Source organism: Salinisphaera sp. G21_0 (assembly GCF_017744115.1).
Taxonomy (GTDB): domain Bacteria; phylum Pseudomonadota; class Gammaproteobacteria; order Pseudomonadales; family Endozoicomonadaceae; genus Endozoicomonas.
The window spans coordinates 1-25,826 of the sequence record NZ_JAGHQW010000016.1 but is presented as its reverse complement, the minus strand read 5'-3'; the positions used below and the strand labels follow the sequence as shown (position 1 = coordinate 25,826).

Below are 25,826 nucleotides of genomic sequence, written 5' to 3'. Positions count from 1 at the left end.
ATCTTGACTTGGCGTTCCTGGCAGAGCGCTAATGTTTGAGGTTGCTCCCAACTGGTTGGCATCCATCGGTTACACCTTTTTATTGATCTTCTCGTTTTCTAATCGTTTAAAAAAATGGCTCATTTGCCCCAGATAGACGTGAATCTATCCAATATTCTTGCTGGCTGAATGTCTCAAGCATCATCATTAGTCATTAATGCAACTACTGTGCGTTACTGAGAAAACGCTCAATTGATTGCAGAGTAATAACACCAACAGCGTTGCATATCTCTACTTTTTTTCGCCCGTTCTTTTCCATGACCAGCAATACATCGAGACCTTTATCAAGCATGGTTTCACGAGCTTCATATAAGGTAGACTGCATATCAATGGGCAGTGTCTGTATAACAACGTTGCCTCTTATCTGACTGGTTATATCCTCCCCTCTCTTTTGACATTCAAGCAAGTCTTTAGTTCTGATAATTTGCCCTGATTGTTGATCGCCCAGGACGACCCAATGACTGCTTGTGCCGTTTATCTTCTTGAGCTCATTTGGTGCAGGCTCTGACGATAATGTCACCAGCTGTCTATCCATCAAACCCGCCACCCCTGTTCGATTCAACAACTGGGCCATCGGGGAAAGCTGAATACTCTGTCCACGAGCCAGGAACTGCATGGCAAAGATACTCTGTTGTCCACAGATCTGGCTGGAGGTCAGACAGGCAATCACGATAGCCAGCATGGCTGGCAGAATAATCTGGGAACTGTGGGTCAGCTCCAGCACGGTAATCAGGGCCGTCAACGGAGCCTGAAAGATCGCCGCCATCATGGCGATCATCCCGGTGATGACATGAAAGGTGATATTGGTAGAAACCCCCGGAAACTGCTTAGCCAGTATAGCACAGCAGGCACCGACTGCGGCTCCTATCATCAACGATGGTCCGATCATTCCTCCGGGAACGCCCAGACCGATGACCAAGGGCGTAATCACCAGCTTGGCCGCCAGCAGGATAAAGAGAAACTGCAGATTGACCTCGTCGCCATTCAGCAGGGCTTCAATGGTGTCATAGCCAATGCCCATGGCTGCTGGGACCAGAACGGCGACTACGCCCATTAGAAGCCCTGCGATTAACAGTGGCAATACGACCTTATTCTGGCGCTTTTGCATGGCAAAGATATTAATTTGAATAAACGCTGCGGCAAGAAGGCCAATAATGACCGCAGTGATTGCCGTCACCACCAAGTCTTCGGGTACGGCAGAAGGAATGATCGGGATCTGAAAAGCCGGGTTAGGGCCGTAAACCGTTTGGGTCAGAACGGAAGCCACCACAGCGGATGCCATGACCGGAATAAAGCTTTCCAGTGAATACTCTTTCATAACCACTTCCATGGCGAAGATCACCCCGGCCATGGGCGTATTGAACAGTGCGGCAATGGCTGCGGCAGTACCACAACTCGCCAGTACTCCCAGAGTGTTGGCAGGCAGTTTCAGGATCTGGCCCAGAAAGCTGCCAACCCCTGCGCCCATATGTACCGCAGGCCCTTCACGCCCCACCGAGAAGCCACTGACCAGCGCAATCAGTGCCGCCAAAAACTGGGTGATGGTGCCGGTAATGGGTAGCCAGCCCCTGTTCAGGGTTAGGCGCTCGATCACATGGGCAATGCCAAAGCTTCTTTGCCCGGGGGGACAGCGCTTGATTAACAGGATCAGGGCAATGGCTCCCCCGATAGGTGACAGGAAACGAACCAGGAGAGGGAGAGCTTCATAACCACTTTCCACCGATGCCAGCGTTGCAAATACATGTTCAGGTATCAGGGCACGCTGAGAAACAACGCCAAAGTAAAACAGCAAATCCTCAAAGGCGATAAGAAAGCCTCCGGCCAGCAGTCCGGTCAGCAGTGCCATCAGCGTCAGTTGTGGCAGAGCTTCTGATTGCGCCAGACGCAGCCTTAAATTCTGTATCGAGGGGTTGTTGAACATAGACGCAGTCTGGGTAAAGTTGATCCGTTGCTGAGCGGTTATCGGGTGATTTTGTTTCCTGGCATGGGGGTGAAAATATGACTTTTTCAGGGTTATGGGCTTCAGTAATTGCTTATGCCGGAATCAAACAACGTCGGTTGACGTATGTAGTTTGCAGTTTACCGGATTGTCATTGTGTCTCTCTACCTGTTAAAACAGTGTTTTTACTTTTCAGGTATGATTGAACAGTCTTTGTACAGTATTTTTGCACATTTTGTCCCATGAGCAGTGGATGTTTCGTTGCATCGGCTCATAGAGCGAAGCAGGATCGAAAGAAACGAGTTTTTAGCACGCAGCATAGCTGCTTCAGGAGAGATCGAGCGATGTCATCAGGAACGCTGTCAGGCATTGTTATTTTGCTGTTTTTTACCGTGCTGGGTGATGTATTAAGCGACGCATTCAGTCTTGCAGTTCCGGGCTCTGTGATGGGGTTGATACTTCTGGTTATTTATCTTCAGTTGTCTGGCGGTGTCAGTGAATCGCTGGATAAGGTGAGCCAGTTCTGTATCCGTTACCTGGCCGTGCTGTTTATCCCGGGCTGTGTTGGTATTTTCTTCCTGAGTGACCTGCTCTTGCAGCAATGGCTGCCTATCGCTCTGGCCATGTTGGTGGCGACCCCTGTTTCCCTGGTGTTAACGGCTGTTCTCCTGCAATGGCTGCTGAAACGCTTTGCCAGCGGCAGCGGAGAGAATCATCATGGATGAGGTGATCAGTTTCTCTTACGGACTATTACAGCGGCAATTGAACAACCCGGTTGTCATTTTGTTGATCAATCTGGGCGCTTACCTGCTGGCGGAAAAGTTGTTTAATCGTATGGGGCGCAAAGGGTGGTTTCACCCGCTGTTTACCACCAGTCTGCTGGTTTTCCTGGTGATTCGCTGTTCTCCACTTGAGCCCGATGTGTATACCAGGCACAGCGAGTTGCTGAAGATGTTGCTGGCACCATTTACGGTAGCGCTGGCGGTTCCTCTTTCACGACAGCTGCACACTCTTCGTCAGTTAGCGGGACCTCTTCTGTGTTCATTACTGATTGGTGGATTGCTGGCGGCGTTTATGGGTATGGGGATGGCTCTGGCAACCGGCGGCTCAAGAGACGTGGTGTTATCCATTTCTACCAAGGCCGTAACCACAGCGGTTGCCCTGGTGATGGGCGAACAGTATGGCGCTATTATTCCCCTGGTGGCGGCGGTGGTCATTATTTCCGGCGTTTATGGATCGCTGGTGGGGCCGGCACTGTGTCGCAAGTTTGGCGTGACTGATCCAAGGGCCATTGGCTTTGCCATGGGCGTAAACGCTCATGCAGGTGGCACGGCCCGGGCTTTTGAACTGGATCTGACCATGGGAGTCTATTCCAGCCTGGGAATGTGTCTGTGTGCTGTCTACATGCCGCTTCTTGTGCCATGGCTGATCCGCCTATTATTGTAATTAGCCCTGAGAAAACCGGATGTTCGAAAAAGAAGACCTGATCAAAATCGCCAACCAGACCATGCCTTTCGGGAAGTATCAGGGCAGAAGGCTGATCGACCTGCCAGAGCCCTATCTTCTCTGGTTTGCCGGCAAAGGGTTTCCGGAAGGTGAGCTGGGTAAACTGCTGGCATTGACTCTGGAGATTCAGGTCAATGGGTTGAATGATCTGATTACGCCATTAAAAAACACTCAGTAGTCTCCTTCAGAAATGGAGCGACGATATCCCGGAGAGTTCTGGTAAGATCGCCGGGTCAAACAATAATCCAGACGTAACGGAAGCAACAGATGATTAAAGTGGGGATTGTCGGTGGAACGGGCTATACCGGAGCGGAGCTGTTGCGGTTGCTATCGGTTCATCCAAATGTTGAGTTGCGTATGATCACCTCCCGTTCTGAAGCGGGAAAGCCGGTCAGTGAACTTTTTTCCGGGTTACGGGGAAAGCTTGATCTGAACTTTTCGCGTCCGGATAACCAACAGCTGACCTCATGTGACCTGGTGTTCTTTGCCACACCCAATGGTATTGCCATGGAGTCTGTGCCGACATTACTGTCTGCCGGCGTTCGGGTGATTGATCTGGCGGCTGACTTTCGTTTGCGCGATTCAGCGCTGTGGCAGCAGTGGTATGGTATTGAGCATGCCTGCCCGGAGGTATTGGCAGAAGCGGTCTATGGCCTGCCAGAAATGAACCGTGTCGATATTGCCAGCGCCCGGCTGGTGGCCAATCCCGGCTGCTACCCAACGGCAACGCAGCTGGGTTTATTACCCCTGGTGAGGGCAGGGCTGGTCAGTGGCAATATCATTGTTGATGCCAAATCGGGAGTCAGCGGCGCCGGCCGTGGTGCCAATGTGGGCACTCTGCTCTGCGAAGCCTCCGAGTCTTTCAAGGCCTATGGGGTTGTCGGTCATCGTCATTTGCCGGAAATTCGCCAGGGTATTGAGCGCATGCCAGAAACGGGTGTATCGCCATTTACCGGCGATCTGATATTCGTTCCCCATTTGACCCCAATGATTCGCGGTATCCACTCCACGCTGTATTGCACCGTCAAAGATCATAGTATTGACCTTCAGGGCTTGTATGAAAGTACCTTTGCCGATGAGCCCTTTGTTGATGTTATGCCGGTGGGTAGCCACCCGGAAACCCGGTCGGTTCGTGGATGTAACCAGTGTCGTATAGCGATCCATCGTCCACAGGGTGGGGACACGGTGGTGATATTGTCTGTTATTGATAACCTGGTCAAAGGGGCAGCAGGCCAGGCCGTTCAGAATATGAACATAATGTTTGGACTGGATGAAATGACCGGCCTGGACTTCCCTGCTGCTATGCCTTGATAAGAGACGGTATCATTATAGTCATAAAAAAGCGCTGCTCCTCTCTGGTTTAGCAATCAGAGGGGGCGTTGGGTTTTGTCTGATTTCAAGTTAATTGTAAATTTTTTATTTTCTTTAACAGAAATTTTATTCTCTTATTTTTTTGTCTATTTTTGATGGCCTAAAGAAAAAATAATATACAGAGGTTTTAGCTATGGACACGAAAGGTCATCAAGCAAATCCTGTTAATAACCAGCAGGTAACCTATCCACAATCACAACCGCCTCTTTCCTCATCAGACGCATGTCGATTACCCGCTGGTTCTGGTCATCGAGCACCAGTGAATTACTTTGGATACTCCTTAAATTCACAAGATCCCAATAGACAACATATGGCACATGCTCCCGATGACCGTCCGCATACCAACCCGGGTCACGTAAGAAACGTTGACTCTCTGGCACAAGGTGTTGCATCAACAGCCACTGTTCACCCGCAACTATACCCGGACCTTCCTTCTCTATATCCGGATCTTCCTCCATATTCGGATCTTCCTCCATATTCGGATCCTCCGCCTCCATACCCCGGAACCGATGACCAACCTTCCGGGCTTGGCTCCCAACCATCAATAACCACCTCGTTTCCCTCGCCGATAGAAAAGTTTCGGCGAGCATTTACACCTGAGCAGCAATATGCGATCCAGCAGGTGCTGGGTGGTTCAATCAACGGATCAACCTGGCTGGCCTATCGACTGGCCGCCCTGAAAAATTATGAACTGCATTTTATTATTGATAACAGCATGTCAATGGATATTCAGGATGGCATGGTACATCCTGAGGTCGGAGTAAAAATGACCAGGTTTGAAGAGGCGGTCTATCGGTTGAGTCATGTTGCCGATTTATTAGCCCATATTCCGGTGATGGGAATAAAAATTCAAAGTTTCACTCATGAATTCCCACCAATTGATACCGGCGGCTCGCCAGCCGAGGTTGCGATGCAGATGAAGAGGTGTCTGGACAGTATTTTCATGGCTAAGAGACTCCCTTCAACCCCGCTCTATCCTGCTATGTTAAAAAGCATAGAAGAGTCTGAACGTTCTGTGCAATCTCCCCCCCGTATTATCTATGTATTTAATGATGGTGAGCCCAATAAAGGAGGCTCTAAAGAGCATATTTTTGAATTACTGAAACACCGAAAGGCTGAGAGGAGTCCGGTGTGCCTGGTTGCCTGTACTGATGAACAGTCATCAGTCGAGTGGATGAACGAGGCAGATGAGCAACCAAACGTTCATGTTGTTGACGATTTCCAATCAGAAATGAAAGAAGTGAAGGAGCACCAGGGAGCAGCTTTTCCCTTTACAGAAGGCTTCTACCTAATGTCCACTTTGCTTGGTCCCATTGACCCACTGTTTGATAAAGCTGATGAAAATCACATCTTTGATCATGCGGATTATCAGGAGATCTGTGGCTATAGCGTATCGCCAGCGGAGTATGACTTATATCGAAATGAAGCTTATCGACTGCAAAACAGGCAGGCTGGAAATGAGTCTTATCGACAGCAAAACTGGCAGGCTGGAAATGCACCTTATCGACAGCAAAACCGGCAGGCTGGAAATGAGCCTTATCGACAACAAAACTGGCAGGCTGGGAATGAGCCTTATCGACAACAATACCGGCAGGCCGAAAATGAAGCTTATCGATTACGAAACAGGCATAATGAAAATAATGAAAGTTCTGATTACTGTTTAATTTCATAGCGTTACTGGCTGTCTGCAGGAAGTATGTATTCTCTGTCGCTTAACGGCTTGACCAATTCAAACAGCGGATGGCAGTAGCCCAGCAGCCAGGGAATAGCGACTTGCCATCAACTTTTGACAAATAACGCAGGTTAACGATGACCTAAGTTTTTGTTTTTGTTTCTGATGATGGATAGACCCCCATAAGCCTGGCAAAAACCTCTTCTGCCTGTTTAATTTCTTCTTTTTTAAAGCCCGGAGTCATAGAGGGATTAAGACCGTTAAACCAGCGTTTCAGGCTGGTTCTCAGAGATGTCAGACTCTTCCAGTGATTGCCTCGACTAAATATACGATTAATTGTACATTCAATATCTTTTTTTGAGGTTGGCTCTTGCAGGCAGGCATTAATAGTGTCTTTAACCGCATCTAATCTTGCTTTAGTTCTTTTAAAGTGATTTCTATAAGGTTCTTTTCTGCAAGTTACCTTTCTCTTCTTAATTGGCCGGCAGTTTGTTTCTTCTTCTGAGTGTGATTTACCCCGGCTACTGACTGGGGATGTTGTTTCCGCTAAGGGATCTTTCCGGAATCTACGAGGTACTATTTGAACTGAACTTTGGCATTTCAGGAGGCCTGTTTCAGAGTTTGCTGCATGGGGAGCTGCTTTTACTTTACGGGGGATAGCATTTCGTGCTGCTTGAATACCTATGATATTATCGTATTTTTTTAAATAAATTAATGCTTTCAGAGTGTCTATGGTATTTTTTTTATCTTCAAAGGTGACTCCAATCGTATCGGTAATATCACTAAAAAGGCTTTCGTGGGTATGGCTGAACAATCGCATTATACTGCAAAAGTCTGTTACTACAATATCAGCATCCCCGGGGTATGGTTTGTCCAGAAATTTACTTCTTCTACTGTCGACGGTTGAATGAAAAGGACTTGAACAAAATTTTGAAAACTCAATTACGGTTCTCTCTTGTGGTGATATATATCTGGGCTTTGACTGCTCTACATCTTGTTGTGGCTCTGAACCTTCTTTAAACATGAATGTACAGGATTTTGCTGGTATTATCCGGCCATTTGTCATGGTTTGTCCGTGGAACTCTTTTGCAAGATGTCGTTGGGTGTTGGCATCGGGGGTGATTTGTGTGGTGGAAATATCCATAATGACTGCCTTTAGCGAAGTTTAATTAAATAATGATATAAATTAGTTATCTTATTTGGTGAAAAGTTCCCTGCTGGTGAAATTTAATTTTATTTGTACATATTCAAGAGAGTTTTTTAGAACAAGATGGTGTAGGTGGTTGGCCAAAAGGAATCATATATTTCTGACTAACTTGCCGGTTAATTTCGGCAACTACTCCTTATAGGTATTGATGATGGCTAAACCTGATTTAATAGAATGATGGAACCAAACTATATTTTTCTTGTCTGAACTCCGTAGCAAGACGAATCATTTTAGAGGATTGAAGGTGTTTTTCAGAGTCAAGTGCTTATCCATAACCTCATTAACTGTATGTATTTACTTGCTTTCCTGTGTCTCCAGTGCTCATGGGAATCAAGACGTTCATTCATTAAATAGAGACGATGTTATCAATAATCTCCATCGGGTCGTTGACAGAAGCCTGCAGGAAGAGTTTGAAATTAATGGCCTTGCATCGGCTGCCAGTGGCATTGTTGGTTCAATGATCGGGGTCAGTTGGTCTGGTCTTGCATCGGCAATTACAACAAACAGTGCCAACCCGTTTTTTATTGATTTTACGATCAAGGCATTCCTCACCGGGGCTGCGCTGGGGACTCTTTCCGTGGTATCCAGAACGTATTTAAAGACTCCTTTCGATTACCTTCACCTGCCACTTGGCTGGGGGTTTTACCAATTAGCACAATTGAAGGACCGGGTTTTGCATGAAGAGACATCCTACGAGCTGAAACAGAAATACTCAGAATTTCTCGACCCGGTTGCCGAACGTTTAAAGGCTGTTGCTGAGCAGGTTTTTGATATCCCTGCCGATTACTGGACAATCACAGTCATGAATAGTAGCGTCCCCAATGCCTTTGCAACCAGTGGCTATAATATTGCGGTTTATCATTCTTCTTTTCCTCTGGCGAAAAATCAGGCTGGCATGGCCTGTTTTCTGGGGCATGAAATGGGGCATGTATTGGCAAAGCACATGGGGCAGGGTTTGAGTGATGTCCTTTTTCTGAATAAGCTGGCCCTGGCCAGTATTCCCTTTGCCAACTCAATTTTGCAGAATCGTGAAACTCAAGCTGACGAAATAGGCATCTATCTGACAGCCTTGGCGGGATATGATCCTTCAGAATGCTCCAGAGTCTGGAACAGGGCTATCGCTTTTAGTGGAAGTCTGCGAGAAGTGGTCAATATATTCCTTTCAGTACACCCGACCAACAAGACCCGCATGAATGCTCTGAAACACCATGGTGATGCTTTACAGGCATATTATTTGAACACGTCAGAGGTGCTTGGCCTGGGGCTCGAATATGAACTTTAATGGCTGTTTGGTCAGTCTCTCGGGAGTAACTCAGTTGTAGTTGCCGAAGTGACCGATCATCTGGTTAAAACTATGATCCCTGTGGTTACCTGATTATGCTGGCTTTATCGCATTCAGGGTTGCAAAACAGGTTTCTCTTGCTGAGGCAATAAAGCTGGCAATATAGGGTTGCTCCTTTTGTTCCGCTCTGATCGCTGCATACAGTGTTGACCACAACCCCTCTTTACCAAGTCGAACTGCAGCAACGTGTCCTTTATCAAGATATTCCGCCAGTGCCCAGCATGGCAGTGCAGAAACACCTCTCTGGCTGGCAACCAGCTGCAACATCATCAATGTTAACTCAGCAGTACGGATATCAGCAGGCTCAATATCTGCCGGGTCAAGAAAATCGTAGAAGACTGCCAGACGACCTTGTTCAACAGGGTAGGTGATCAGTACTTCCTGTTGCAGGTCAAGAGGTGTGACAAACTCTCGTTCCTTTAATGGGTGTGTTCTGGCAATGGCCAGTAGCATCTCATAACGAAAAAGGGGGATGTACTCGATGCCATCAATGGGCACTGGGTCAGAAGTGACCACAAGATCAAGTTCACCCCTGGAAAGAGCTGGTAAGGGGGCAAAATTAAAGGCGGTGGAGAAATCCATTTCTACTTCTGCCCAGTGTTGCCGGTACTCTGTGATGGTTGGCATTAGCCACTGGTAACAACTGTGACATTCAATGGCAATATGCAACCGTCCGGCTTTGCCGCCCGCCAATCTCATCAGGCGTTGTTCTGTAGCCTTGAATCTTGGCAGCACTTCTTCAGCCAGCTCCAGAAGATTTAACCCGGCAGTGGTAAACCGGGGTGGCCGGGATTTACGGATAAACACTTCCATCCCAATACGATGCTCCAGCTCTTTCAACTGATGGGACAAAGCGGATTGGGTGAGATGTAAACGGCTGGCGGCTTCTACCAGGCTGCCGCTTTGGTGAATGGCTTTCAATGTTTTAAGGTAACGTAACTCAAGACCCAGGTTTTGCTTTGTCATTATTTGCCTTTCTTCTGTCGTCAGTTCACAGTCAGTTCACAAGAGCATCATTATTAGTTTTTTTCATTTTTATTATTAGAAAAATGAGTTTGATTCAATTATAACTCTCCAACAGAATCATGACTACTCTTTGATCAATCCTGAAAACAATAAGTCTGACGATCAGCCCGGAGTTATTTCATGATCACTACCCATAACCTTGGATTTCCCCGAATAGGTGCTAACCGTGAGCTGAAGAAGGCTCAGGAAAGTTACTGGCGCGGTGGCCTGTCCAGGGCAGAGCTTTTGGAAGAAGGCCGTCGCCTGCGTAAGCGACACTGGCAGCTGCAGAAAGAATCAGGGCTTCATCTGATTCCGACGGGTGATTTTGCCTGGTATGACCAGGTGCTGAGCCACTCTTTGATGCTGGGTGCGGTGCCGGAGCGATTTTCGGAAGCGGACCCTGGTGATATTGATACCCTTTTTCGTATGGCCCGTGGTCGAGCGCCAACCGGAGAACCTGCAGCAGCCTGTGAAATGACTAAATGGTTTGATACTAACTACCATTACATAGTGCCGGAGTTGCACAAAGGCCAGAAGTTCCAACTGTCTAACACCGCTATTCTGGATGAAACTGCTGAGGCTATTGAACAGGGCCTCAGGGCAAAACCGGTACTGATTGGCCCGCTGTCCTGGCTGTGGCTTGGTAAAGTTAAGGGCGAGTCTTTTGACCGACTGGAATTGCTTGACAGTGTTGTCGAGGTTTATGGCAAAGTTCTGGCCAGACTGGCTGAAATGAATGTGGAGTGGGTACAGATTGATGAGCCCATTCTGGCTCTGGATCTTCCCCTGGAATGGCATCAGGCGTTTGAATCGGTATATAACCGGTTGCAAAGTTGCCATGTAAAAATTCTGTTGGCCAGCTACTTTGGTGGTCTCAATGGTACTACGACCACGGTCGTTAATCTGCCGGTGGATGGCCTGCATATTGATCTGGTCCGGGATCCGGATCAGTTACCGGCACTGCTTGATCGCCTGCCTGCCTACAAGGTTTTATCAGCGGGGGTTGTTAATGGTCGGAATATATGGCGCTCCGACCTGCAGCAGATAGTGCGGCAATTGAAGGAGGCAGAAGAGCGGCTGGGTGATCGGCTGTGGGTAGCGCCAAGCTGCTCATTACTGCATGTTCCGGTTGATCTGGAGCAGGAAACCGAGCTTGATGACGAGCTGAAATCCTGGTTTGCCTTCGCCAGGCAGAAGTGTGAAGAAGTATCCGTGATTGGTCGGGTGTTATCCGGAGGGCAGCAGGCACAGGATCCGGCGGTGTTGACATTGATTTCCGAGGCCGAAAAAGCGGTATCTGCCAGACAACACTCTCAGCGGGTTCATAATTCAGCGGTTGAACAACGGTTGACGTTATTGAATGATGACAGGGATATTGATCATCGTCGCTCACCTTATGCGGTCAGGGCAACGCTACAGCACGAAAAACTGAATCAGCCTGAATTTCCTACAACCACCATTGGCTCTTTTCCCCAGACACGGGAGATACGACAGAAGCGCTTACAGTTTCGCAAAGGGGAGCTGGATGAGCAGTCTTATATCGAAGCGATGCAAGCGGAAATACGCAAGACCATTAAAAGGCAAGAGTCGCTTGGTTTGGATGTTCTTGTCCATGGCGAAGCAGAACGTAATGATATGGTTGAGTACTTTGGCCAGCAGCTGGAAGGGTTTGCCTTCACAGCCAATGGCTGGGTACAGAGCTATGGCAGTCGCTGTGTAAAACCCCCCATTATTATTGGTGACATCAGTCGCCCTGAGCCGATGACCATTGCATGGAGCCGCTATGCCCAGGAGCAGACCAGCCAGCCGGTTAAAGGCATGTTAACCGGGCCGGTAACCATTCTTTGCTGGTCATTTCCGAGAGATGATGTCAGCAGGGAAACGTCCTGTCTGCAGTTAGCGTTGGCCTTAAGAGATGAAGTTGTTGATCTGGAGAATGCGGGTATTGGGATTATTCAGATTGATGAGCCAGCCATTCGGGAAGGCTTGCCGTTGAGAAAAGCAGACTGGCCTGCATACCTGGAGTGGGCGGTGAAGAGCTTTCGCATTGCTGCCAGCGGCGTTAAAGATGAAACCCAAATCCATACCCATATGTGTTACAGCGAGTTTAATGACATTATTGAATATATTGCCGCCATGGATGCGGATGTCATCACCATAGAAACTTCCCGCTCTGATATGGAACTGCTGGATGCTTTTGAAGCGTTTGAATACCCGAATGAGATTGGACCCGGAGTTTATGATATTCATTCGCCAAATGTGCCCAGTATTCAGTGGATTCAACAGCTGATGACTAAAGCGGCACAAAAAATACCCAAACAACGTTTATGGGTAAATCCGGACTGTGGCTTAAAGACCAGAGACTGGCCGGAGGTAGAAGACGCTTTAAGAAATATGGTTGCAGCTGCGAAAATATTAAGATCCGGTTAAGTGAGGTTACCACTGCCTAAAGAAAAAAAGCTGGGTCATGAGTAGTAAATCTGAAAAAGAGCCCAGCTTTTTACCCTTGTTTAAATTGAATAATATAGGAAAAGTATCGTATTTTTTTATTTTATAGTCTCAGGCTTTTATAAATCTTATTTTGCTGTGTCTTTTTTGTTCTGGGTTGATTGTTTTTCAGGGCTTCTTTTAATTGGTATTTTTCTCTATCTGATTTTTCTATTTTATCAATCATCAGCTGTCGTTCGGCCTGTAAAGAGTTGAGTTTTTGTTGAAGGTCAGCCACCTTTTTTTGTTCATCATGGAAAGCAAATTTCACCAGGCTCTCTGATAATTGATCTTTTTTCTGGAGTAGTGCAAATTCTTTTTTAAGCATTTCCAGATCCTGTTCAAGTTTTAATGATTTTCTTGATAATTGCAGGTTTTCGTTTATAACTTCATTTAAGAAGTTTTTATTTTGCATGTCTTGATATTCTAGGTCTGTCTGGCTCATCTTCAGTCTGACAATCTGATCTTTTAAATACGTTATCAGTGAGGTATTTTGGGGGGCTACCTGAAATAGCTCTGATGGTGAAGTTTCTGTCATATCATACAGTGCAGCCTCTCTCCCTTCAGGTAGGGGGTGTTGAAAGCCAAAGGGTGTTGCCTCATGTCCTGAAGCTGGAGCACCCCGGGCATCACTAGGAACATCCCTGCTCCCTTCAGAGTTGTGTTGTTGAAAGCCAAAGAGTGTTGTCTCTTGTTCTGAAGCTGGAACACCCCAGGTCGCATCAGGTACACCACCTCTCCCTCCCGGGCTGTATTGTTGGAAGACAAAGGCGGTAGCTTCATCTTCTGAAGACGGTTCTTCCCCAGTATGTGATTGTAGAGTGCAGGATGATCCTGAAGAAGAGTGGTCATCCTGCATCTGTTGAGAAGGTACCCATGGGAAAATTTCCTGCGGAGCAACGGCTTGCATTATAGATAAGTCACCTGTTGGATGCAGTTCTTCACTGGTACCGGCTTGTGGTTTGTATATGCTGATATCAGGATGAGATGGTGGTGATAGAATCCAGGTATGGGATTGCTCCTGTTCGTTTTGCTCCTTTGGACTTGGAATAGCGGAGCAGGGTGGGGTAACAAGAGAATGGGTATCTTTAGTCGCCTTCGGACTGCGCCATGAACATTCATCAACGGTTTTGCACGGCTCTTTTTCATGGCATACCAAATCCTGCTCAAGAAACTGTAAATCAGGGGCTGAAAACCAGGGTTGCTCAGAATGCTCGAGTGTTTTTCCTGTTTCCCCTGGTTTTTGCAACATTTTCTGTATCAATATGGAGTTAACTTGGCTATTATTGTTTGCTGGCTCTTTAATGACATGTAAAGAGTCAGAAGTAGCTGTCTTTATATAAGGTGAATCAGGTTCTATTATACTGTCGGGTTCTTCTAAGGGGGTTGTTGCTGAAACTTCTGCTATTTTAAGATTTATTGCTTTATCTGTTTTTTTATCTAAGTGTGTTTTTTGGCTAGTTGTCAGGCTTGCTTTTGTATCTGTATCTAAATCTGTTTCTGAATCAGTTTCTGTTTCTGAATCAGTTTCTGTTTCTGTTTCTGTTTCTGAATTAATTTCTATTTCTGGATTAGTTTCTGTTTCTGGAACCATTTCTGGCTCTTTGGTTTTGTCTTTTCTTGTGGTTGCTTCTTCGTTTGTATCTGTTTTAGCAGTTTTTTCTATTTTCGTATTAAAACATATTTTTTCATCTATGTTTGCTTCTGATCTTAAGCTAGATTCTGGTTTTAATTTTAATTCTGGTCTTAATCTTGGTTTTGCTCTCGATTTTAATCTTGGCCTTAATTCCTTATTTATTACTGGAGATAAGTTTTTATTTGACTGGATTTTTGATGTTTTTAATTCTGGGTTCTTGGTGATAAATGACAGGAATTTTTTGAGCGTGATATATTCGCTGTTTTTTTTGCGGTGTGCTCCCGGAATGGATTGGTGAAGTTCATCAATTAGTTCACGAATTTCTTTTCGACGATTGGCCTCATTAAAATTTTTTATAAATTTCTTTGTTTTTGGGTTAGTGTTGACTGGGTAGGATAATATAGTCCTGTTCTTACGATTAGGACAGATATAGTTGGGGGCACTTTCCTTTTTTACAATCCCGATGCAGGTTAATAGTAAATTTTTTTTTGTTGGTTTGATGCTTATAGTTGTTATATCTTTAAGAGCATGATTGATGTCAGAATATAGTTTGGTCAGTTTTTTTCTTCTTTTGCATTCAGCGATGGCATTAGCTATTCTTCCAGATTTATTATTATTCATTTGATCAATTGAGATGCACTCTTTATCCTTTTTGTCTCTGTTATGGTATTTAAGCGATGAATATTTAATGTCCGGTTTTACTATTTTTTGTTCATGTGATCTCAATCTTTTGACTGAGGTTTCGTTTGAAGTATTTAATGGTTCCTTGTTGCATTGTTCATTTCTTTTATTTGCTGAATAATCAGGGTTTGTTCTTTTACGATTTGTTCTGACTGCATCATTTGAGGCTTTAATAGATGCCAGTATTGGAGAGTCAACTGCGCTATCATTGTGAGTTGTTGAGTATGAGATTTCCTGGTGTGGCATACCAACAGATTGATGAGTGAATGACCTGAAAAATGGGTTTTCACCCTGTGCGCCCGGTAAATATCTGGTTGGGGCAATACTAATGACAGAAGGCTTTGATGGTCCCGCTTTCTGAAGAGGTTTTTTTAACAGTTCAACCAAGGGAGAGGTCTGTTGATAGTTTTTAGAGAGAATGCCGTCCATTTTACTACCCTTAATGGTTTTTAATTGTTTGATGAAATAAGAATATTAGGTGGCGAGTTAGCCAATATTTAGTATGTGTGTCTTGATGATCTCTTTACCTATAAATGTTTAGTCATGTGTCTTTGAAACAATCAGGAATTAAAGTAGTCTGGAATTGTATAAAAGTGTAATTCTTAATTATTTTTATTTCGCTACGGACGCTTAAGTCCGACGGCCTCCTGGATAGCCGTGCTTACCGGTAGTGATTTTGGTTTAATGGCAGTCTGGTTACAATAACGTTTTGAAAAAACAGGTACTGGGGATGAAGTGGTTAAAAGTTCTGGTCGTGAGCCTGAGTGTTTTTCTGGCAGGGTGTCAGACGGTATCAACAACCAACTCAGGGACTATTGGTGTTCAGCGTGAGCAGAAAATGTTCTCTTTGCTCTCTGAAAGCCAGGTGAATGCCATGTCTGCCAGGGCTTATCAGGAAGCTCTGAATCAAGCTCGGGAAAAAGAAGTGCTGAACCGCAAGCCAGCAGATGTGAAACGTCTGCGCAGGATTGCTGACCGTCTGGTGTCCCATGTTGGTGTGTTCAGGCAGGATGCCCGAAGCTGGCAGTGGGAAGTTAATCTGATGACGGATAAACAGCTTAATGCCTACTGCATGCCCGGGGGCAAGATTATGTTTTATACCGGCATTATTGACACTCTGAAGCTGACGGATGATGAAATTGCCGCCATTATGGGACACGAAATGGCTCATGCACTCAGGGAACATGGGCGGGAGTCTATGTCTCAGGCGTATGCAGTGCAGTTGGGGCAGGATACCCTGGGGATTCTGCTGGGGGTCAGTCCTGAGTTAATGAGTGTTGGCAGTACCGTGGTAAATTATGCGCTTACCTTGCCTAATAGTCGTACCAATGAGGCCGAGGCTGACCTTATCGGTTTAGAGCTGATGGCCAGGGCTGGATATAACCCGGAGGCTTCTGTCAGCCTGTGGAAAAAGATGTCAGCGCAAAGTGGTGGCAGTGTGCCGGAGTTTATGAGCACACACCCGTCCCACGATACCCGTATAAACGGGCTGAATGCCAATATCAGGAAAGTGAATCATCTCTACAGGCAGGCGATTAGCAAAAGCAATTAATCCATAAGTTCTACGGGATTGGCCGGATCCATACCGCTACTAAAAACCTGTGGTAATCATAGATTACTCAACACTGTTATGAGCCCCGACCAATCCATTCTTCGTCAAAGACACTGATTTCTTTACAACCATTTTCGCGTATTTTCGATCGATGCTTCTGAGAAGTAAGGGGCCCGGCTTTTTCTGCATGAGGAACTGAACTAATAGCCGATGGGTCAGTCAGACCCATTAATCAGACAGTTCAAATTATAAGTTAGAACGGGGATATTTAAGTGTGAATACCTTCTCATTCAACGATTGTAATCGGATACCACCAGCAGCCCCGTTAGTCTCTGAACGAGAGGGTAAAGAAAATGAAAAATGCGTTATCTGCCTTGATGGTCTGGATAAAAGTCCCATTGCAGCAATGTTTCCCTGCACCCATATCCATCACAAGTCGTGCATTGATAAGTGGCTAAGTGGTCCAGGTCATGCCGATATTGGTTGCCCAATGTGTAAACGTAAAATTACTCATTGGTTTGTACCCTGAGAAGACGCCACTCCACGTGGCAGCCGCCGGAGGTCGCTCTGATATTGTCAATGGCTTGCTTGAACACGGTGCCAATGCCAATGCTAGCACCAAGGACGGGATAACTGCCCTCCACTGCGCCGCTGGCAAAGGTGATGAGGCGACTATCAGGCATCTTGTCAAACATGGTGCCGACGTCAATGCGCTCACAACAGCTGATTACCCTGAGACTCCGCTTCAGCTTGCCGTATTTAATGGTCATGAAGAGGCCATAACAGCTCTTATTGACTGTGGTGCCGACATTAATGTCCACGCCCCGGATATAAGACGCCCACTTCACTTTGCAGCTGCAAATGGTTTCCTCAATATCATTGATGTTCTGCTTAACAAAGGTGCTGATATCAACATCGGTAGCAGGACCCCTTTGCATTTTGCGGTGGAACATGGAAAACATGATGCCATCCGGCTGTTGCTTGGCAGGGGTGCCAATATCAATGCCCAATCCTCACGGTTGTCAAAACAGTTTGGGCTTGAAATGGTAAGACACCTACTTATGAAAGTGGAAATGGGGGAGAGAACCGACAAATCGAAGGTAAGTAACGGTGAAAGGGAAGGCTGCCAGAGACTGTACGGAAAAACACCGCTTCACATTGCTATTGACACCGGCCAGGCAGAGATCGTTGATCTCCTGCTGACTGCTGGTGCAGCCACCGATGTACTTATTGGCAGCGGTGAGACGCTATGGAGCTGGATAAACAATGTAAACAAACTGACTGTACCCATAATCAGGTCGTTAACCCTTGCCATATGTAACTCTGAGGCACCCTGTGACGATATGCGTGCAGGATTACTTGGTGCATTAATTAAAATCAATGACTGGAACTTATTCGACCAATTGTTCGCCAATACCCCGAATGCTGACATTAACAAACTTCATTACCCGGGTTCCGGTCAATCAGCCTTTTACGAGGTGGTTAAAGAGGGGCAAAAAGACAAAATCCAGGCCATGATAACCCGGCGTGCCGATGTTAATGCCCGTGACCACCGTGGATGGACGCCCCTGCACTGTGCAGTCTACAGTCGCCATCCGCAAGACGCCACTGAGTTACTGGTTGGCTCTGACGTTAATGCCACAAACAACGAGGGACAAACGCCTCTGCATCTTGCGGCTAAATCAGGTAAGTCAGAGGTTATTGATCAACTGATTGACCGTGGTGCTTTTGTCAATGCTACCACTGGCAGGAGGGGCTGTGTTACAGGGCGGGCGGAGGAGTATAAGGGGTTTCAGTCAACCGGGGCAGCACTGAGGCTGAAGTGTTTCAAACAGGAGGTTTGCCTGAGAGGCTTACTATTAAATGGCCAACCGGTCAGATCGGATGCGATGGTTAGAATAGACAACACCGGCATCATGACCCCCCTTCATTATGCAGCCCAGGGAGGTCATGTAAAAGCAGTTCAGCACCTGCTTGTCAGAGGAGCTTCCATCAACGAAAAAGCCCAGAACGGAATGACGCCACTGAAACTTGTAGAATCTGAGCTGATGAAAGCTAAAAAAATTAAAGTGTTAGGCCTCGCCTCATTCCTTGGGGGACAACAGGGACCAGGCTTTAACGCCGCAGAAGCAGTTAAATCCTACTCAGACATCATCAGCCTTCTAAAGGCTCAGTCATCACTAACCTCCGTACCTTCGGTACTTATCTGAGGACCTTCAATGTTGTCATTCAATCGGGGTGTAGGATAACGCAGCCCAATGGTAAAACGAGGGCGTATAATTCCTGACATTGGTGTAGCCAGCCGCCTTCAGCACCATCACCATGTGTGCGGACCGGATACCGGCGGTACAGTAGACGACAATAGGGCTATTTTTTTGAATATCCTGATCCGATAACATTCGGCTAATGTCGTCAAATGACTTCAAGGTGCCACTGGCGGTGAACATCTGCTGAAATGGTAAGCTCACTGCCCCGGGAAGATGCCCTTTGCGCTGTTCACCCAAGTCCATTTTGCCGTGGAACTCTTCCGGTGATCGCGAGTCGATCACGCGAAACTGAGAGTAGTCCCGGTAAAGGGCTTTGGTATGAATGGTGGCTGAGGAATCCCGCTGGGTTATCGTGAAATCACTTTTGGTATTGAAGAAGGTTGGGATGATGGTGGTTTTCAGCCCTTTTTCTTTCCAGTGAGAATACCCGCCATTAAGAATGCGGACATTCTTTAACCCTGCTACGTGCAAACTCCAGGCAATTCGGCCATCTTCACCCCACCCCCGTTGAGCATCGGCATAAACGACAATATTGTCTGTTGGGCTCAGGCCCAGCTTCTGTATCTGGTATTCCAGCTCCTTATTGTCAAGAACTGTTGCCCAGTTCTCGCTACCGGCCGCCCCGTTCATATCAGAAAGTGATTGCCACTGAACTGAGCGGGCTCCCGGGATATGTCCCTTGAGATACTCAGAGTATGCCCGGGCATCGATCAGCAGGTAATGGTCGGGATTGCTGGCAACCGTTTCTGCACTGATAAAATAATCCTCCGGTACTGCATAGGCGAATCTGAAGGGCAGAATCAGTAACAGGAAGAAGAAAATACATCTTTTGAGGTATTGGGATAATACTGGTTTCTTATTCATTGCCAACAGCCCTCGATTCACGGAAATAGACAGACTTCAGGAAAAAAATCAGTACGGAGATGGCAAACAGTGTTAACAGTGCCATCACGGCAAGACGGCTGCCACCGGTCAGCATTTCCCCAGCATAAGAATAAATCAGTGTGGCTGGCAGTTGCCCGATACCGGTAGCCACAAGAAAATACCGCAATTTCATCGATGTCAGGCCTGCTCCATAGCTGACCAGATCAAAGGATATAAAAGGCAGCAGTCTTGCAATGAGTATGGTGTATTGGCCATGTTTGGCAAAAAAGTCATCGACCTGATCAAGGGCAAAGTGACTGGTCAGCCTGGCCACTCCCTCCCGCCCAAACCAGCGGGAGATAAAGAAACAGAGTGTAGCCGCGATCATGGCGCTGCTCCAGGATAGCAGTGCCCCCTGCCACCAGCCAAAAATGGCGGCGTTGGCAAAGGTAAGAATAAAAGCAGGCAGCGGCGCTGCTACTGCCTGGATAACCATCAGTAGTCCTGACACCAGAGGGGCCCATAGTCCGAAACTGAGAATGTAGGTGCGTACCTTGTCGATATCCAGCGATGAAAGAATTCGGATCATCTCAAATAGCCACTCACGGGCTGGCGGGATAGCCAGAATAGCGGCAGTTATCAGCAGAACGATCAGTGGTTTGGTAATAGATTGAATAGTCATTAATCGGTTGTAAACGCAGTTATTTCAGGAACCCTTCCATGTCTGGTTGAAGTTTCTCAACTGCCAAAAGATGTGAACGTTGAAATTGGGTCGTTGGCCACTGTGAAATCAGCAGCTGTGGGTTTTTTACCGTTTGAAGATAAACTATTCGGTTTTTATATTTAAACTCCGACGTTTACTTCAAACATTGATTCCAAGGAGTTAATCGGTCCTCAAAGCGCGAGAGAGGGTACTCGTGCATGAGCCCTGTGTCAAACCGGGGCCGTTCGAGAGATCGGCGGTGAACTTTATTCTTCAGCAGTTGTCAGAATATCGGTAATATTCAGGATTTTGCCCAACTTTCACTCGTTCTGTGAAGATAAGAGGAAAGGTATGTCAAACCCATCTTCGCAACCGGCAATCTCTGGTGCAGTGAACTCTGGCTGGAATTTCCCTCCCCCTGATGATCCGTCGGCAAGTTCCGCCGCCACCCACTTGCCGGATACCCATAAAGCTACGGCGTTTTGTCGGCGAAATACGACGTTGGTTTCTCATGAAGAGCAGCACCTGAAGATTCATGGCTATTCCACCGAGGAAATCGCCAGGTCGGAAAAAGCCCTGGTCCAGCGCAATATCACCCCAAGCAACAGTGAGATCATTGGTCATCTTCAGTCAGACAACGGTGATACACTGGGCACCATTAAACAGTGCATTGAAAACGGGTTGAGTTCAACAGCAGGGGTTCAGGGCAAACTGCGATTGTTGATGGAACTGCAAAGCTACACCAAATCATGTGTAAAAACCGCCGCTGAGAATCTCAATCGTCAATACTCTTCCTTCTGGCCAGATCGCCAGAGCATCGTAACTATGGTCAATAAATGGCCCAGCACATTGCAACGACAGGGCGCTGTTATTTGCAAAAGCTGGCCAGAGCTGCTTGTTGACAATGCTGTACAAGTGGATTTCAGCTCCAGCATAAGTATCTGTTCCAATGAACTTAACTTTCAGTTAGAGCCACTGGATTGCCTGTCATTTTTACGACTTGTCAAGGATATCTGGTTTGATGCCTTGAGTGGTGGAAATATCTGTGCCATCGACAGAGTCAGTCACCTGCTGGTTACGTTTGCCTGGGAAATGTCTTTCAATCTCTATTATTTGCGCGGTAGCTCTCCCACGCACGACCGTCACGAGCGATTTGAGCAAGTGGTTCAGCAAATGCTGCAACAAGGTATTCACTGCATTGATGATATTGACGCGTTTGCATTTATGCTGGTAACCAAACCCCACATCTGGCGCAATCATCAAAGTGATGTTCTGCAACTGATGGTCTGCAGGGCGTTCAAAGGCCGGGACCAGCAACTGTCTCCACTCTGTGCCCGGTGGCGGGAGGATGCAAAGAGCCACGAACAAATCGCTAAAACAGTAGAAACAGAGATCATCCCTGACACAGCTTCCGCCATGCATTACCTTAACGACATACACGGTTATCTGATGCAATACAGGGACAGGCACCCTAACTGCAGCGACAGCAGCCAAATACATAACGCGAAATACTTTGATCCTGTCACCCTGCAATTAATTTCACCAATCCTTGCCCCTGACCTGACAACCACACCCGCTCTTGAGGTGACAGGTGCGACTCTCTCGGCCTATTTCAATTTCTGTCTGGACCATCAGGCGTTGTCATCAAATAAAACATTTGAGGACTTCCTGACGAACAGAGTCGTACCGGATATCAGCGTGCCGGGATATTTTGGACTTCTGGAAAGTACGGACAACGCCGAAAGCATGGCATCGAGACCAGGCACCAGCGCAGAGTTGAGTACCATCCGTAGTCACGGTGAAATGCCCAAACGCAGAAAGAAGTTGGCCAAATCACCCGTGGTGCCAAGAAGCCTCACTAGGGATTGATGATCCTGTCGGGTTTATTGGTGCCAGCACTTGCAGGAAATGTTCATTTCTTCGGAATTTTGCAGAAACCTTCTGCTGGCACATCCAGGGCGGCGTTGAATTTGCTGGACATGTTCTGGAACGCGATCAGGCCAGTCAGTTCAATAACAGCGTCATTATTGAAATGCTCTTTTAGCTGCTTCATCAGCTCAGGGGTTACCTGTCGGTCGCTGTAGGTAACAGCCTCGGTATATTCCAGGGCAATACGCTCCTGAGCATTGAAAAGGTCAGAGTCTTGCCAGTTATCCAGTGCTTCTACTTTATCCATGCTGCCTGCACGTTTTGCCAAGGTCATGGCATTGATGTCAACACAGAAGGCACACCAGTTGACCTGAGATACTCTGACGGTAACCAGCGAACGCAGCTCCGGTGACAGGGGTGACTTTTTTCGATCCAGCACGCCGTAGAGTGTGGCTACAGCGGCAAATAACCGGGGAACTCTTGCCCATAACAAGCCCGGCTTAAGGACTTTTCCATAGCGACGCTTCTGGCTCCAGAAAAAAGGCATTAGCCACCAAGGATAAGAGCGAAGGGGTTTATCCGGTACATACATGGCTGATTCCTAACTTGCAGTTCCATAGTAGGTCAGCCGATGGTGGCAGGAAAGTTGGATGTCTACAATCCTGTTGTTGGTTTTTTCTATTCGACTATATGTAATAACATATGGTGACAGTCAGGTATTTTCTTTAAAATATCCTGCTTTATGATTCCAATGAAGAAGAGGTCGTCTCATGGACGTAATGGAGCAAATAAAAGAACAGGTTGAATCCCATACTATTCTGCTGTACATGAAGGGCTCTCCCAAGTTGCCCCAGTGTGGTTTCTCTGCCAAGGCGGTTCAGGCGTTGATGGCCTGTGGCGAACAGTTCGCTTTTGTGGATGTTCTGGCTAACCCGGAGATTCGTGCCAATCTTCCCAAGTATGCTAACTGGCCGACCTTCCCACAACTGTGGATTAAGGGTGAGCTGATTGGTGGCAGTGACATCATTATTGATATGTTTAACAGCGGTGACTTGCAGCAGTTGATTGCTGAAGCGGCTGGTTCTGCTGAAGGTGCAGAAGACTGATTTTGCAATCGTTTTTATCCTTCCCTTCCGGTGTGATAAAACCGGAAGGCTATCTTTCTCCTGGGAGGCTGACCGAGGATAGCGCCCGTAGCGAGGATGGCAGAAAATTGAGGATAAAAAGTCGGAAATTTTTAGTGAATAGTGGTTCTATTTACTAAAAATTTCCGACTTTTTAGACCAATTTGCTGCCACCGCAGTAGGGCAGTCTATTCTCGGACAGCCTCCTAGTACCTGACTCATTGAGTCCCTGTCAGTATCTCCTTTCTGCTGTAATTACTCCAAAGGCTCCTCTCCCGGGGCAAAGTCATAAGGTAAGGAGTGAAAACCAGGTAAGCCTGACTGTTCAGCCATCGGAGTATCCTGAGGCTCTTGCCAGTTTATGGCAGCATTTACCGGAGGTGCTGAATTGCACAGCTTTTTGGGTGAAGGTTCAGTATTAGTATTGCCCGGGCTGAACATTGTTGCATCTGTTGTTACAAAGGCTATGGGTAAAGTTGCTGCGGATATTACCTGCTGCCCTGAAGTACCGGGATAAGAGTGGAGCCTTACCGGTTTTGGAGGGCTATTTTTTTTCTTGAACGATAGCTTTGATTTGGCTTTTAACATGACCCTTTCATTTAAAGGTTCAGGTTTGTGCCCGGGGCGTTGATCTTTATCGATATTAGTGTGATCTGGGATTGATATGCCAGCAAATGCTTCCAGTATTTCCTGATCACACTCTGAATCGCTTTCTGATTCATTTTGCGGCGTTTTTGTTGTCTGTTCAGATTTCCTGGCAAGGGGAGCAAATGCAGAGTCTTCTCCAGACAGTACGTAGCTTGATGGCGGATGTGGGGTAACCTTCAGCCCTCCGCTGGTATGTCCGATATCTGGTTTTCTTGTGGGATTTGGTTTTTTGACACCATCATTCGGTGCTACATTCCAGAAGAGCACCGTCCTTGCAGGAACGCCAGTATTTTGCATAGACACACGCCAGAAGAAGTTATTTCTACACACACTATGATATTTTAATTCCCAATTAGTTCATTTTCTTTATGCGAAAAAATGAAAGCTGCCAGATCCCTGTCTTCGTTCGGGGTTAGCTACCTCGATAAACTGAGCTTTGGGAGTGTTGGGAAGGAACAGAGTGGGTTCCGGGTGAACCAGTCTTTAGTATAGGGGGGCACAGGCTCCGGGTTGTATTTTTCTTCTTGCTCCTTTATCAATATGCGGCTTGTGATAAAAAAGTAGTCATTTGTTTCTACTGCGGTAGGCGAAAACCGTGGTCATGTGTATCATTGTATGCGCAGTTTTTGTGATGCGTGATTCAATGTGAGATGACATATTACTTGTACTCTCGTATTAATACGCACAACTTTGTAAATGATAGCTTTTTATATGACAGCTTTTTAAATGACAGTTTCATAAAGCGTAGGAGAAATACTTATGGGCGTTTTAGTAGGCAAAAAGGCTCCTGACTTCACAGTCCCTGCTGTACTGGGTGACGGCTCTATTGTTGATGCTTTTACCCTGTCCGAAGCCATTCGTGGCAAGTACGGTTTGCTGTTTTTCTACCCTCTGGACTTCACTTTCGTATGCCCTTCTGAACTGATTGCCCTGGATCACCGCATGAGTGCTTTCCAGGAGCGAGGTGTTGAAGTGATCGGTGTTTCTATTGATTCTCACTTTACGCACAATGCGTGGCGTAATACGCCTGTGGACCAGGGTGGTATCGGTCAGGTGAAATATACTCTGGCTGCTGATATGACACACGACATCTGTAAGTCTTATGACGTTGAATCAGAAGGTGGTGTGGCATTCCGTGGTGCTTTCCTGATCGACAAGGAAGGTCTGGTTCGCTCACAGATCGTCAATGACCTGCCGCTGGGTCGTAACATGGATGAACTGATTCGTCTGGTTGACGCCCTGCAGTTCCACGAACAGCACGGTGAAGTTTGCCCGGCTGGCTGGAACAAGGGCGACAAGGGCATGACAGCGTCTCCAGACGGCGTGGCCCAATACCTGTCAGAGAGTGCGGATGGTCTCTAGGAGGCTGTCCGAGAATAGCGCCCGTCTAGGCGACCCCGTAGCGAGGACGACAGAAAATTGAGGATAAAAATTCGGTTTTGTGAGGTGAATAGCGGGGCTATTTGCCGAACAAAAGCGGATTTTCAGACCAATTTGCTGCCACCGCAGTAGGGTAGTCTATTCTCGGACAGGCTCCTGGAACCTTATAACGGTTGGAAAATGCCATATATACAGTCTTTTTAAAAAGTTTTTTGCAGTGGAATACTTGACTCACGGCAAAATAACCTTATCATTCGCTGCCGTTGGTTGGTGACGAGATGTTGCCGCCAAGCATAGTTCCCTGATAGCTCAGTTGGTAGAGCAAATGACTGTTAATCATTGGGTCGCTGGTTCGAGTCCAGCTCGGGGAGCCACTTACTCTGTATATTAGCTTGTGGCTGGTGTAAGAATGGGTCGTTAGCTCAGTCGGTAGAGCAGTTGGCTTTTAACCAATTGGTCGTAGGTTCGAATCCTACACGACCCACCATACAGCATTGAGACTCATAAAAAGTCTCTTGTTGAAGATACTGT

General features: G+C 46.8%; 22 protein-coding genes and 2 tRNA genes. 15 read left to right on the top strand and 9 right to left on the bottom strand.

All coding sequences use genetic code 11. The annotated features are described in order from the left end of the window. Nucleotides 1-202: 202 nt before the first annotated feature. Entirely contained in the window at nucleotides 203-1,960 is a 1,758-nt protein-coding gene (locus tag J7439_RS09295; protein WP_209201552.1) for a chloride channel protein, read from the bottom strand. 362 nt (nucleotides 1,961-2,322) lie between these two features. Between J7439_RS09295 and J7439_RS09290 the strand changes: the two genes are divergently transcribed. The 4 genes from J7439_RS09290 to argC all read left to right on the top strand — a co-directional run bounded on the left by J7439_RS09290 (nucleotide 2,323) and on the right by argC (nucleotide 4,795). Further along, complete coding sequence (locus J7439_RS09290; RefSeq protein ID WP_209201551.1) at nucleotides 2,323-2,703, top strand: CidA/LrgA family protein; 381 nt, start codon at nucleotides 2,323-2,325, stop codon at nucleotides 2,701-2,703. Further along, a complete protein-coding gene (locus tag J7439_RS09285; protein ID WP_209201550.1) occupies nucleotides 2,696-3,424 on the top strand; it encodes an LrgB family protein in 729 nt (242 codons plus the stop codon). Before J7439_RS09290 ends, J7439_RS09285 begins: the two co-directional genes overlap by 8 nt. Before the next feature lie 19 nt (nucleotides 3,425-3,443). Then, entirely contained in the window at nucleotides 3,444-3,662 is a 219-nt protein-coding gene (locus J7439_RS09280; RefSeq protein WP_209201549.1) for a DUF3820 family protein, read from the top strand. 89 nt (nucleotides 3,663-3,751) lie between these two features. Then, nucleotides 3,752-4,795, top strand: a complete 1,044-nt coding sequence (gene argC, locus J7439_RS09275; RefSeq protein WP_209201548.1) for an N-acetyl-gamma-glutamyl-phosphate reductase — start codon at nucleotides 3,752-3,754, stop codon at nucleotides 4,793-4,795. A gap of 224 nt (nucleotides 4,796-5,019) precedes the next feature. Here argC and J7439_RS09270 read toward each other — a convergent pair whose 3' ends face one another. Continuing rightward, nucleotides 5,020-5,397 (bottom strand): hypothetical protein, encoded by a 378-nt coding sequence (locus J7439_RS09270; RefSeq protein ID WP_209201547.1) that lies wholly within the window; start codon nucleotides 5,395-5,397, stop codon nucleotides 5,020-5,022. A gap of 80 nt (nucleotides 5,398-5,477) precedes the next feature. Here J7439_RS09270 and J7439_RS09265 point away from each other — a divergent pair, with 80 nt between their 5' ends. After that, nucleotides 5,478-6,527, top strand: a complete 1,050-nt coding sequence (locus J7439_RS09265; RefSeq protein WP_209201546.1) for a hypothetical protein — start codon at nucleotides 5,478-5,480, stop codon at nucleotides 6,525-6,527. A gap of 142 nt (nucleotides 6,528-6,669) precedes the next feature. On the opposite strand, the gene J7439_RS09260 is transcribed toward J7439_RS09265, so the two are convergent. After that, nucleotides 6,670-7,671 (bottom strand): hypothetical protein, encoded by a 1,002-nt coding sequence (locus J7439_RS09260; RefSeq protein ID WP_209201545.1) that lies wholly within the window; start codon nucleotides 7,669-7,671, stop codon nucleotides 6,670-6,672. Between the two features lie 361 nt (nucleotides 7,672-8,032). Between J7439_RS09260 and J7439_RS09255 the strand changes: the two genes are divergently transcribed. Next, nucleotides 8,033-9,016 (top strand): M48 family metalloprotease, encoded by a 984-nt coding sequence (locus tag J7439_RS09255; RefSeq protein ID WP_209201544.1) that lies wholly within the window; start codon nucleotides 8,033-8,035, stop codon nucleotides 9,014-9,016. Between the two features lie 93 nt (nucleotides 9,017-9,109). Here the strand turns inward: J7439_RS09255 and J7439_RS09250 are convergent, their stop codons facing one another. Further along, nucleotides 9,110-10,042: a LysR family transcriptional regulator gene (locus tag J7439_RS09250; protein WP_209201543.1), complete on the bottom strand. Its 933-nt coding sequence runs from the start codon at nucleotides 10,040-10,042 to the stop codon at nucleotides 9,110-9,112. A 180-nt stretch (nucleotides 10,043-10,222) separates the two neighbouring features. Between J7439_RS09250 and metE the strand changes: the two genes are divergently transcribed. Next, nucleotides 10,223-12,514 carry a 5-methyltetrahydropteroyltriglutamate--homocysteine S-methyltransferase gene (metE, locus tag J7439_RS09245; protein ID WP_209201542.1) on the top strand — a complete coding sequence of 764 codons (2,292 nt, stop codon included), beginning with the start codon at nucleotides 10,223-10,225 and terminating at the stop codon, nucleotides 12,512-12,514. A gap of 121 nt (nucleotides 12,515-12,635) precedes the next feature. On the opposite strand, the gene J7439_RS09240 is transcribed toward metE, so the two are convergent. Beyond that, nucleotides 12,636-15,317 carry a GAS domain-containing protein gene (locus J7439_RS09240; protein WP_209201541.1) on the bottom strand — a complete coding sequence of 894 codons (2,682 nt, stop codon included), beginning with the start codon at nucleotides 15,315-15,317 and terminating at the stop codon, nucleotides 12,636-12,638. Nucleotides 15,318-15,618: 301 nt separating this feature from the next. Between J7439_RS09240 and J7439_RS09235 the strand changes: the two genes are divergently transcribed. From J7439_RS09235 to J7439_RS09225, 3 genes are all read left to right on the top strand, one after another. Continuing rightward, nucleotides 15,619-16,440 carry a M48 family metallopeptidase gene (locus J7439_RS09235; protein ID WP_209201540.1) on the top strand — a complete coding sequence of 274 codons (822 nt, stop codon included), beginning with the start codon at nucleotides 15,619-15,621 and terminating at the stop codon, nucleotides 16,438-16,440. Nucleotides 16,441-16,846: 406 nt separating this feature from the next. Continuing rightward, nucleotides 16,847-16,969 carry a hypothetical protein gene (locus J7439_RS27030; protein ID WP_353623029.1) on the top strand — a complete coding sequence of 41 codons (123 nt, stop codon included), beginning with the start codon at nucleotides 16,847-16,849 and terminating at the stop codon, nucleotides 16,967-16,969. Further along, nucleotides 16,911-18,650: an ankyrin repeat domain-containing protein gene (locus tag J7439_RS09225; protein ID WP_209201538.1), complete on the top strand. Its 1,740-nt coding sequence runs from the start codon at nucleotides 16,911-16,913 to the stop codon at nucleotides 18,648-18,650. Before J7439_RS27030 ends, J7439_RS09225 begins: the two co-directional genes overlap by 59 nt. Before the next feature lie 15 nt (nucleotides 18,651-18,665). Here the strand turns inward: J7439_RS09225 and J7439_RS09220 are convergent, their stop codons facing one another. Next, nucleotides 18,666-19,571 (bottom strand): sulfurtransferase, encoded by a 906-nt coding sequence (locus J7439_RS09220; protein ID WP_209201537.1) that lies wholly within the window; start codon nucleotides 19,569-19,571, stop codon nucleotides 18,666-18,668. Continuing rightward, complete coding sequence (locus J7439_RS09215; protein ID WP_209201536.1) at nucleotides 19,564-20,253, bottom strand: TVP38/TMEM64 family protein; 690 nt, start codon at nucleotides 20,251-20,253, stop codon at nucleotides 19,564-19,566. The genes J7439_RS09220 and J7439_RS09215 overlap by 8 nt, the downstream gene beginning before the upstream one ends. A gap of 372 nt (nucleotides 20,254-20,625) precedes the next feature. Here J7439_RS09215 and J7439_RS09210 point away from each other — a divergent pair, with 372 nt between their 5' ends. Further along, the gene (locus tag J7439_RS09210) at nucleotides 20,626-22,143 is read left to right on the top strand and encodes a hypothetical protein (RefSeq protein WP_209201535.1); all 1,518 of its coding nucleotides are present in this window, start codon (nucleotides 20,626-20,628) and stop codon (nucleotides 22,141-22,143) included. A gap of 43 nt (nucleotides 22,144-22,186) precedes the next feature. Here the strand turns inward: J7439_RS09210 and J7439_RS09205 are convergent, their stop codons facing one another. Further along, the gene (locus J7439_RS09205) at nucleotides 22,187-22,735 is read right to left on the bottom strand and encodes a carboxymuconolactone decarboxylase family protein (protein WP_209201534.1); all 549 of its coding nucleotides are present in this window, start codon (nucleotides 22,733-22,735) and stop codon (nucleotides 22,187-22,189) included. A gap of 178 nt (nucleotides 22,736-22,913) precedes the next feature. Between J7439_RS09205 and grxD the strand changes: the two genes are divergently transcribed. Next, nucleotides 22,914-23,249, top strand: coding sequence for a Grx4 family monothiol glutaredoxin (grxD, locus tag J7439_RS09200; RefSeq protein ID WP_163369941.1), 336 nt, complete (start codon nucleotides 22,914-22,916; stop codon nucleotides 23,247-23,249). A gap of 273 nt (nucleotides 23,250-23,522) precedes the next feature. On the opposite strand, the gene J7439_RS09195 is transcribed toward grxD, so the two are convergent. After that, nucleotides 23,523-24,212, bottom strand: a complete 690-nt coding sequence (locus J7439_RS09195) for a hypothetical protein (protein ID WP_209201533.1) — start codon at nucleotides 24,210-24,212, stop codon at nucleotides 23,523-23,525. Nucleotides 24,213-24,674: 462 nt separating this feature from the next. On the opposite strand from J7439_RS09195, the gene J7439_RS09190 reads away from it, so the two are divergent. From J7439_RS09190 to J7439_RS09180, 3 genes are all read left to right on the top strand, one after another. Then, complete coding sequence (locus J7439_RS09190; protein WP_101746706.1) at nucleotides 24,675-25,277, top strand: peroxiredoxin; 603 nt, start codon at nucleotides 24,675-24,677, stop codon at nucleotides 25,275-25,277. A 316-nt stretch (nucleotides 25,278-25,593) separates the two neighbouring features. Beyond that, a tRNA-Asn gene (locus J7439_RS09185) sits at nucleotides 25,594-25,669 on the top strand. Between the two features lie 37 nt (nucleotides 25,670-25,706). Then, nucleotides 25,707-25,782: transfer RNA gene (locus J7439_RS09180), tRNA-Lys, on the top strand. Nucleotides 25,783-25,826 lie beyond the last annotated feature (44 nt).

What these genes read in the sequence shown, in the direction of transcription:
- J7439_RS09250 (WP_209201543.1), bottom strand. Translation starts at nt 10,042, where the DNA reads ATGACAAAGCAAAACCTGGGTCTTGAGTTACGTTACCTTAAAACATTG.
- J7439_RS09195 (WP_209201533.1), bottom strand. Translation starts at nt 24,212, where the DNA reads ATGCAAAATACTGGCGTTCCTGCAAGGACGGTGCTCTTCTGGAATGTA.
- J7439_RS09270 (WP_209201547.1), bottom strand. Translation starts at nt 5,397, where the DNA reads ATGGTTGGGAGCCAAGCCCGGAAGGTTGGTCATCGGTTCCGGGGTATG.
- metE (WP_209201542.1), top strand. Translation starts at nt 10,223, where the DNA reads ATGATCACTACCCATAACCTTGGATTTCCCCGAATAGGTGCTAACCGT.
- J7439_RS09280 (WP_209201549.1), top strand. Translation starts at nt 3,444, where the DNA reads ATGTTCGAAAAAGAAGACCTGATCAAAATCGCCAACCAGACCATGCCT.
- J7439_RS09225 (WP_209201538.1), top strand. Translation starts at nt 16,911, where the DNA reads ATGCCGATATTGGTTGCCCAATGTGTAAACGTAAAATTACTCATTGGT.
- J7439_RS09210 (WP_209201535.1), top strand. Translation starts at nt 20,626, where the DNA reads ATGTCAAACCCATCTTCGCAACCGGCAATCTCTGGTGCAGTGAACTCT.
- J7439_RS09260 (WP_209201545.1), bottom strand. Translation starts at nt 7,671, where the DNA reads ATGGATATTTCCACCACACAAATCACCCCCGATGCCAACACCCAACGA.
- J7439_RS09285 (WP_209201550.1), top strand. Translation starts at nt 2,696, where the DNA reads ATGGATGAGGTGATCAGTTTCTCTTACGGACTATTACAGCGGCAATTG.
- J7439_RS09290 (WP_209201551.1), top strand. Translation starts at nt 2,323, where the DNA reads ATGTCATCAGGAACGCTGTCAGGCATTGTTATTTTGCTGTTTTTTACC.
- J7439_RS27030 (WP_353623029.1), top strand. Translation starts at nt 16,847, where the DNA reads ATGTTTCCCTGCACCCATATCCATCACAAGTCGTGCATTGATAAGTGG.
- J7439_RS09220 (WP_209201537.1), bottom strand. Translation starts at nt 19,571, where the DNA reads ATGAATAAGAAACCAGTATTATCCCAATACCTCAAAAGATGTATTTTC.
- J7439_RS09190 (WP_101746706.1), top strand. Translation starts at nt 24,675, where the DNA reads ATGGGCGTTTTAGTAGGCAAAAAGGCTCCTGACTTCACAGTCCCTGCT.
- argC (WP_209201548.1), top strand. Translation starts at nt 3,752, where the DNA reads ATGATTAAAGTGGGGATTGTCGGTGGAACGGGCTATACCGGAGCGGAG.
- J7439_RS09295 (WP_209201552.1), bottom strand. Translation starts at nt 1,960, where the DNA reads ATGTTCAACAACCCCTCGATACAGAATTTAAGGCTGCGTCTGGCGCAA.
- J7439_RS09235 (WP_209201540.1), top strand. Translation starts at nt 15,619, where the DNA reads ATGAAGTGGTTAAAAGTTCTGGTCGTGAGCCTGAGTGTTTTTCTGGCA.
- J7439_RS09215 (WP_209201536.1), bottom strand. Translation starts at nt 20,253, where the DNA reads ATGACTATTCAATCTATTACCAAACCACTGATCGTTCTGCTGATAACT.
- J7439_RS09205 (WP_209201534.1), bottom strand. Translation starts at nt 22,735, where the DNA reads ATGTATGTACCGGATAAACCCCTTCGCTCTTATCCTTGGTGGCTAATG.
- grxD (WP_163369941.1), top strand. Translation starts at nt 22,914, where the DNA reads ATGGACGTAATGGAGCAAATAAAAGAACAGGTTGAATCCCATACTATT.
- J7439_RS09240 (WP_209201541.1), bottom strand. Translation starts at nt 15,317, where the DNA reads ATGGACGGCATTCTCTCTAAAAACTATCAACAGACCTCTCCCTTGGTT.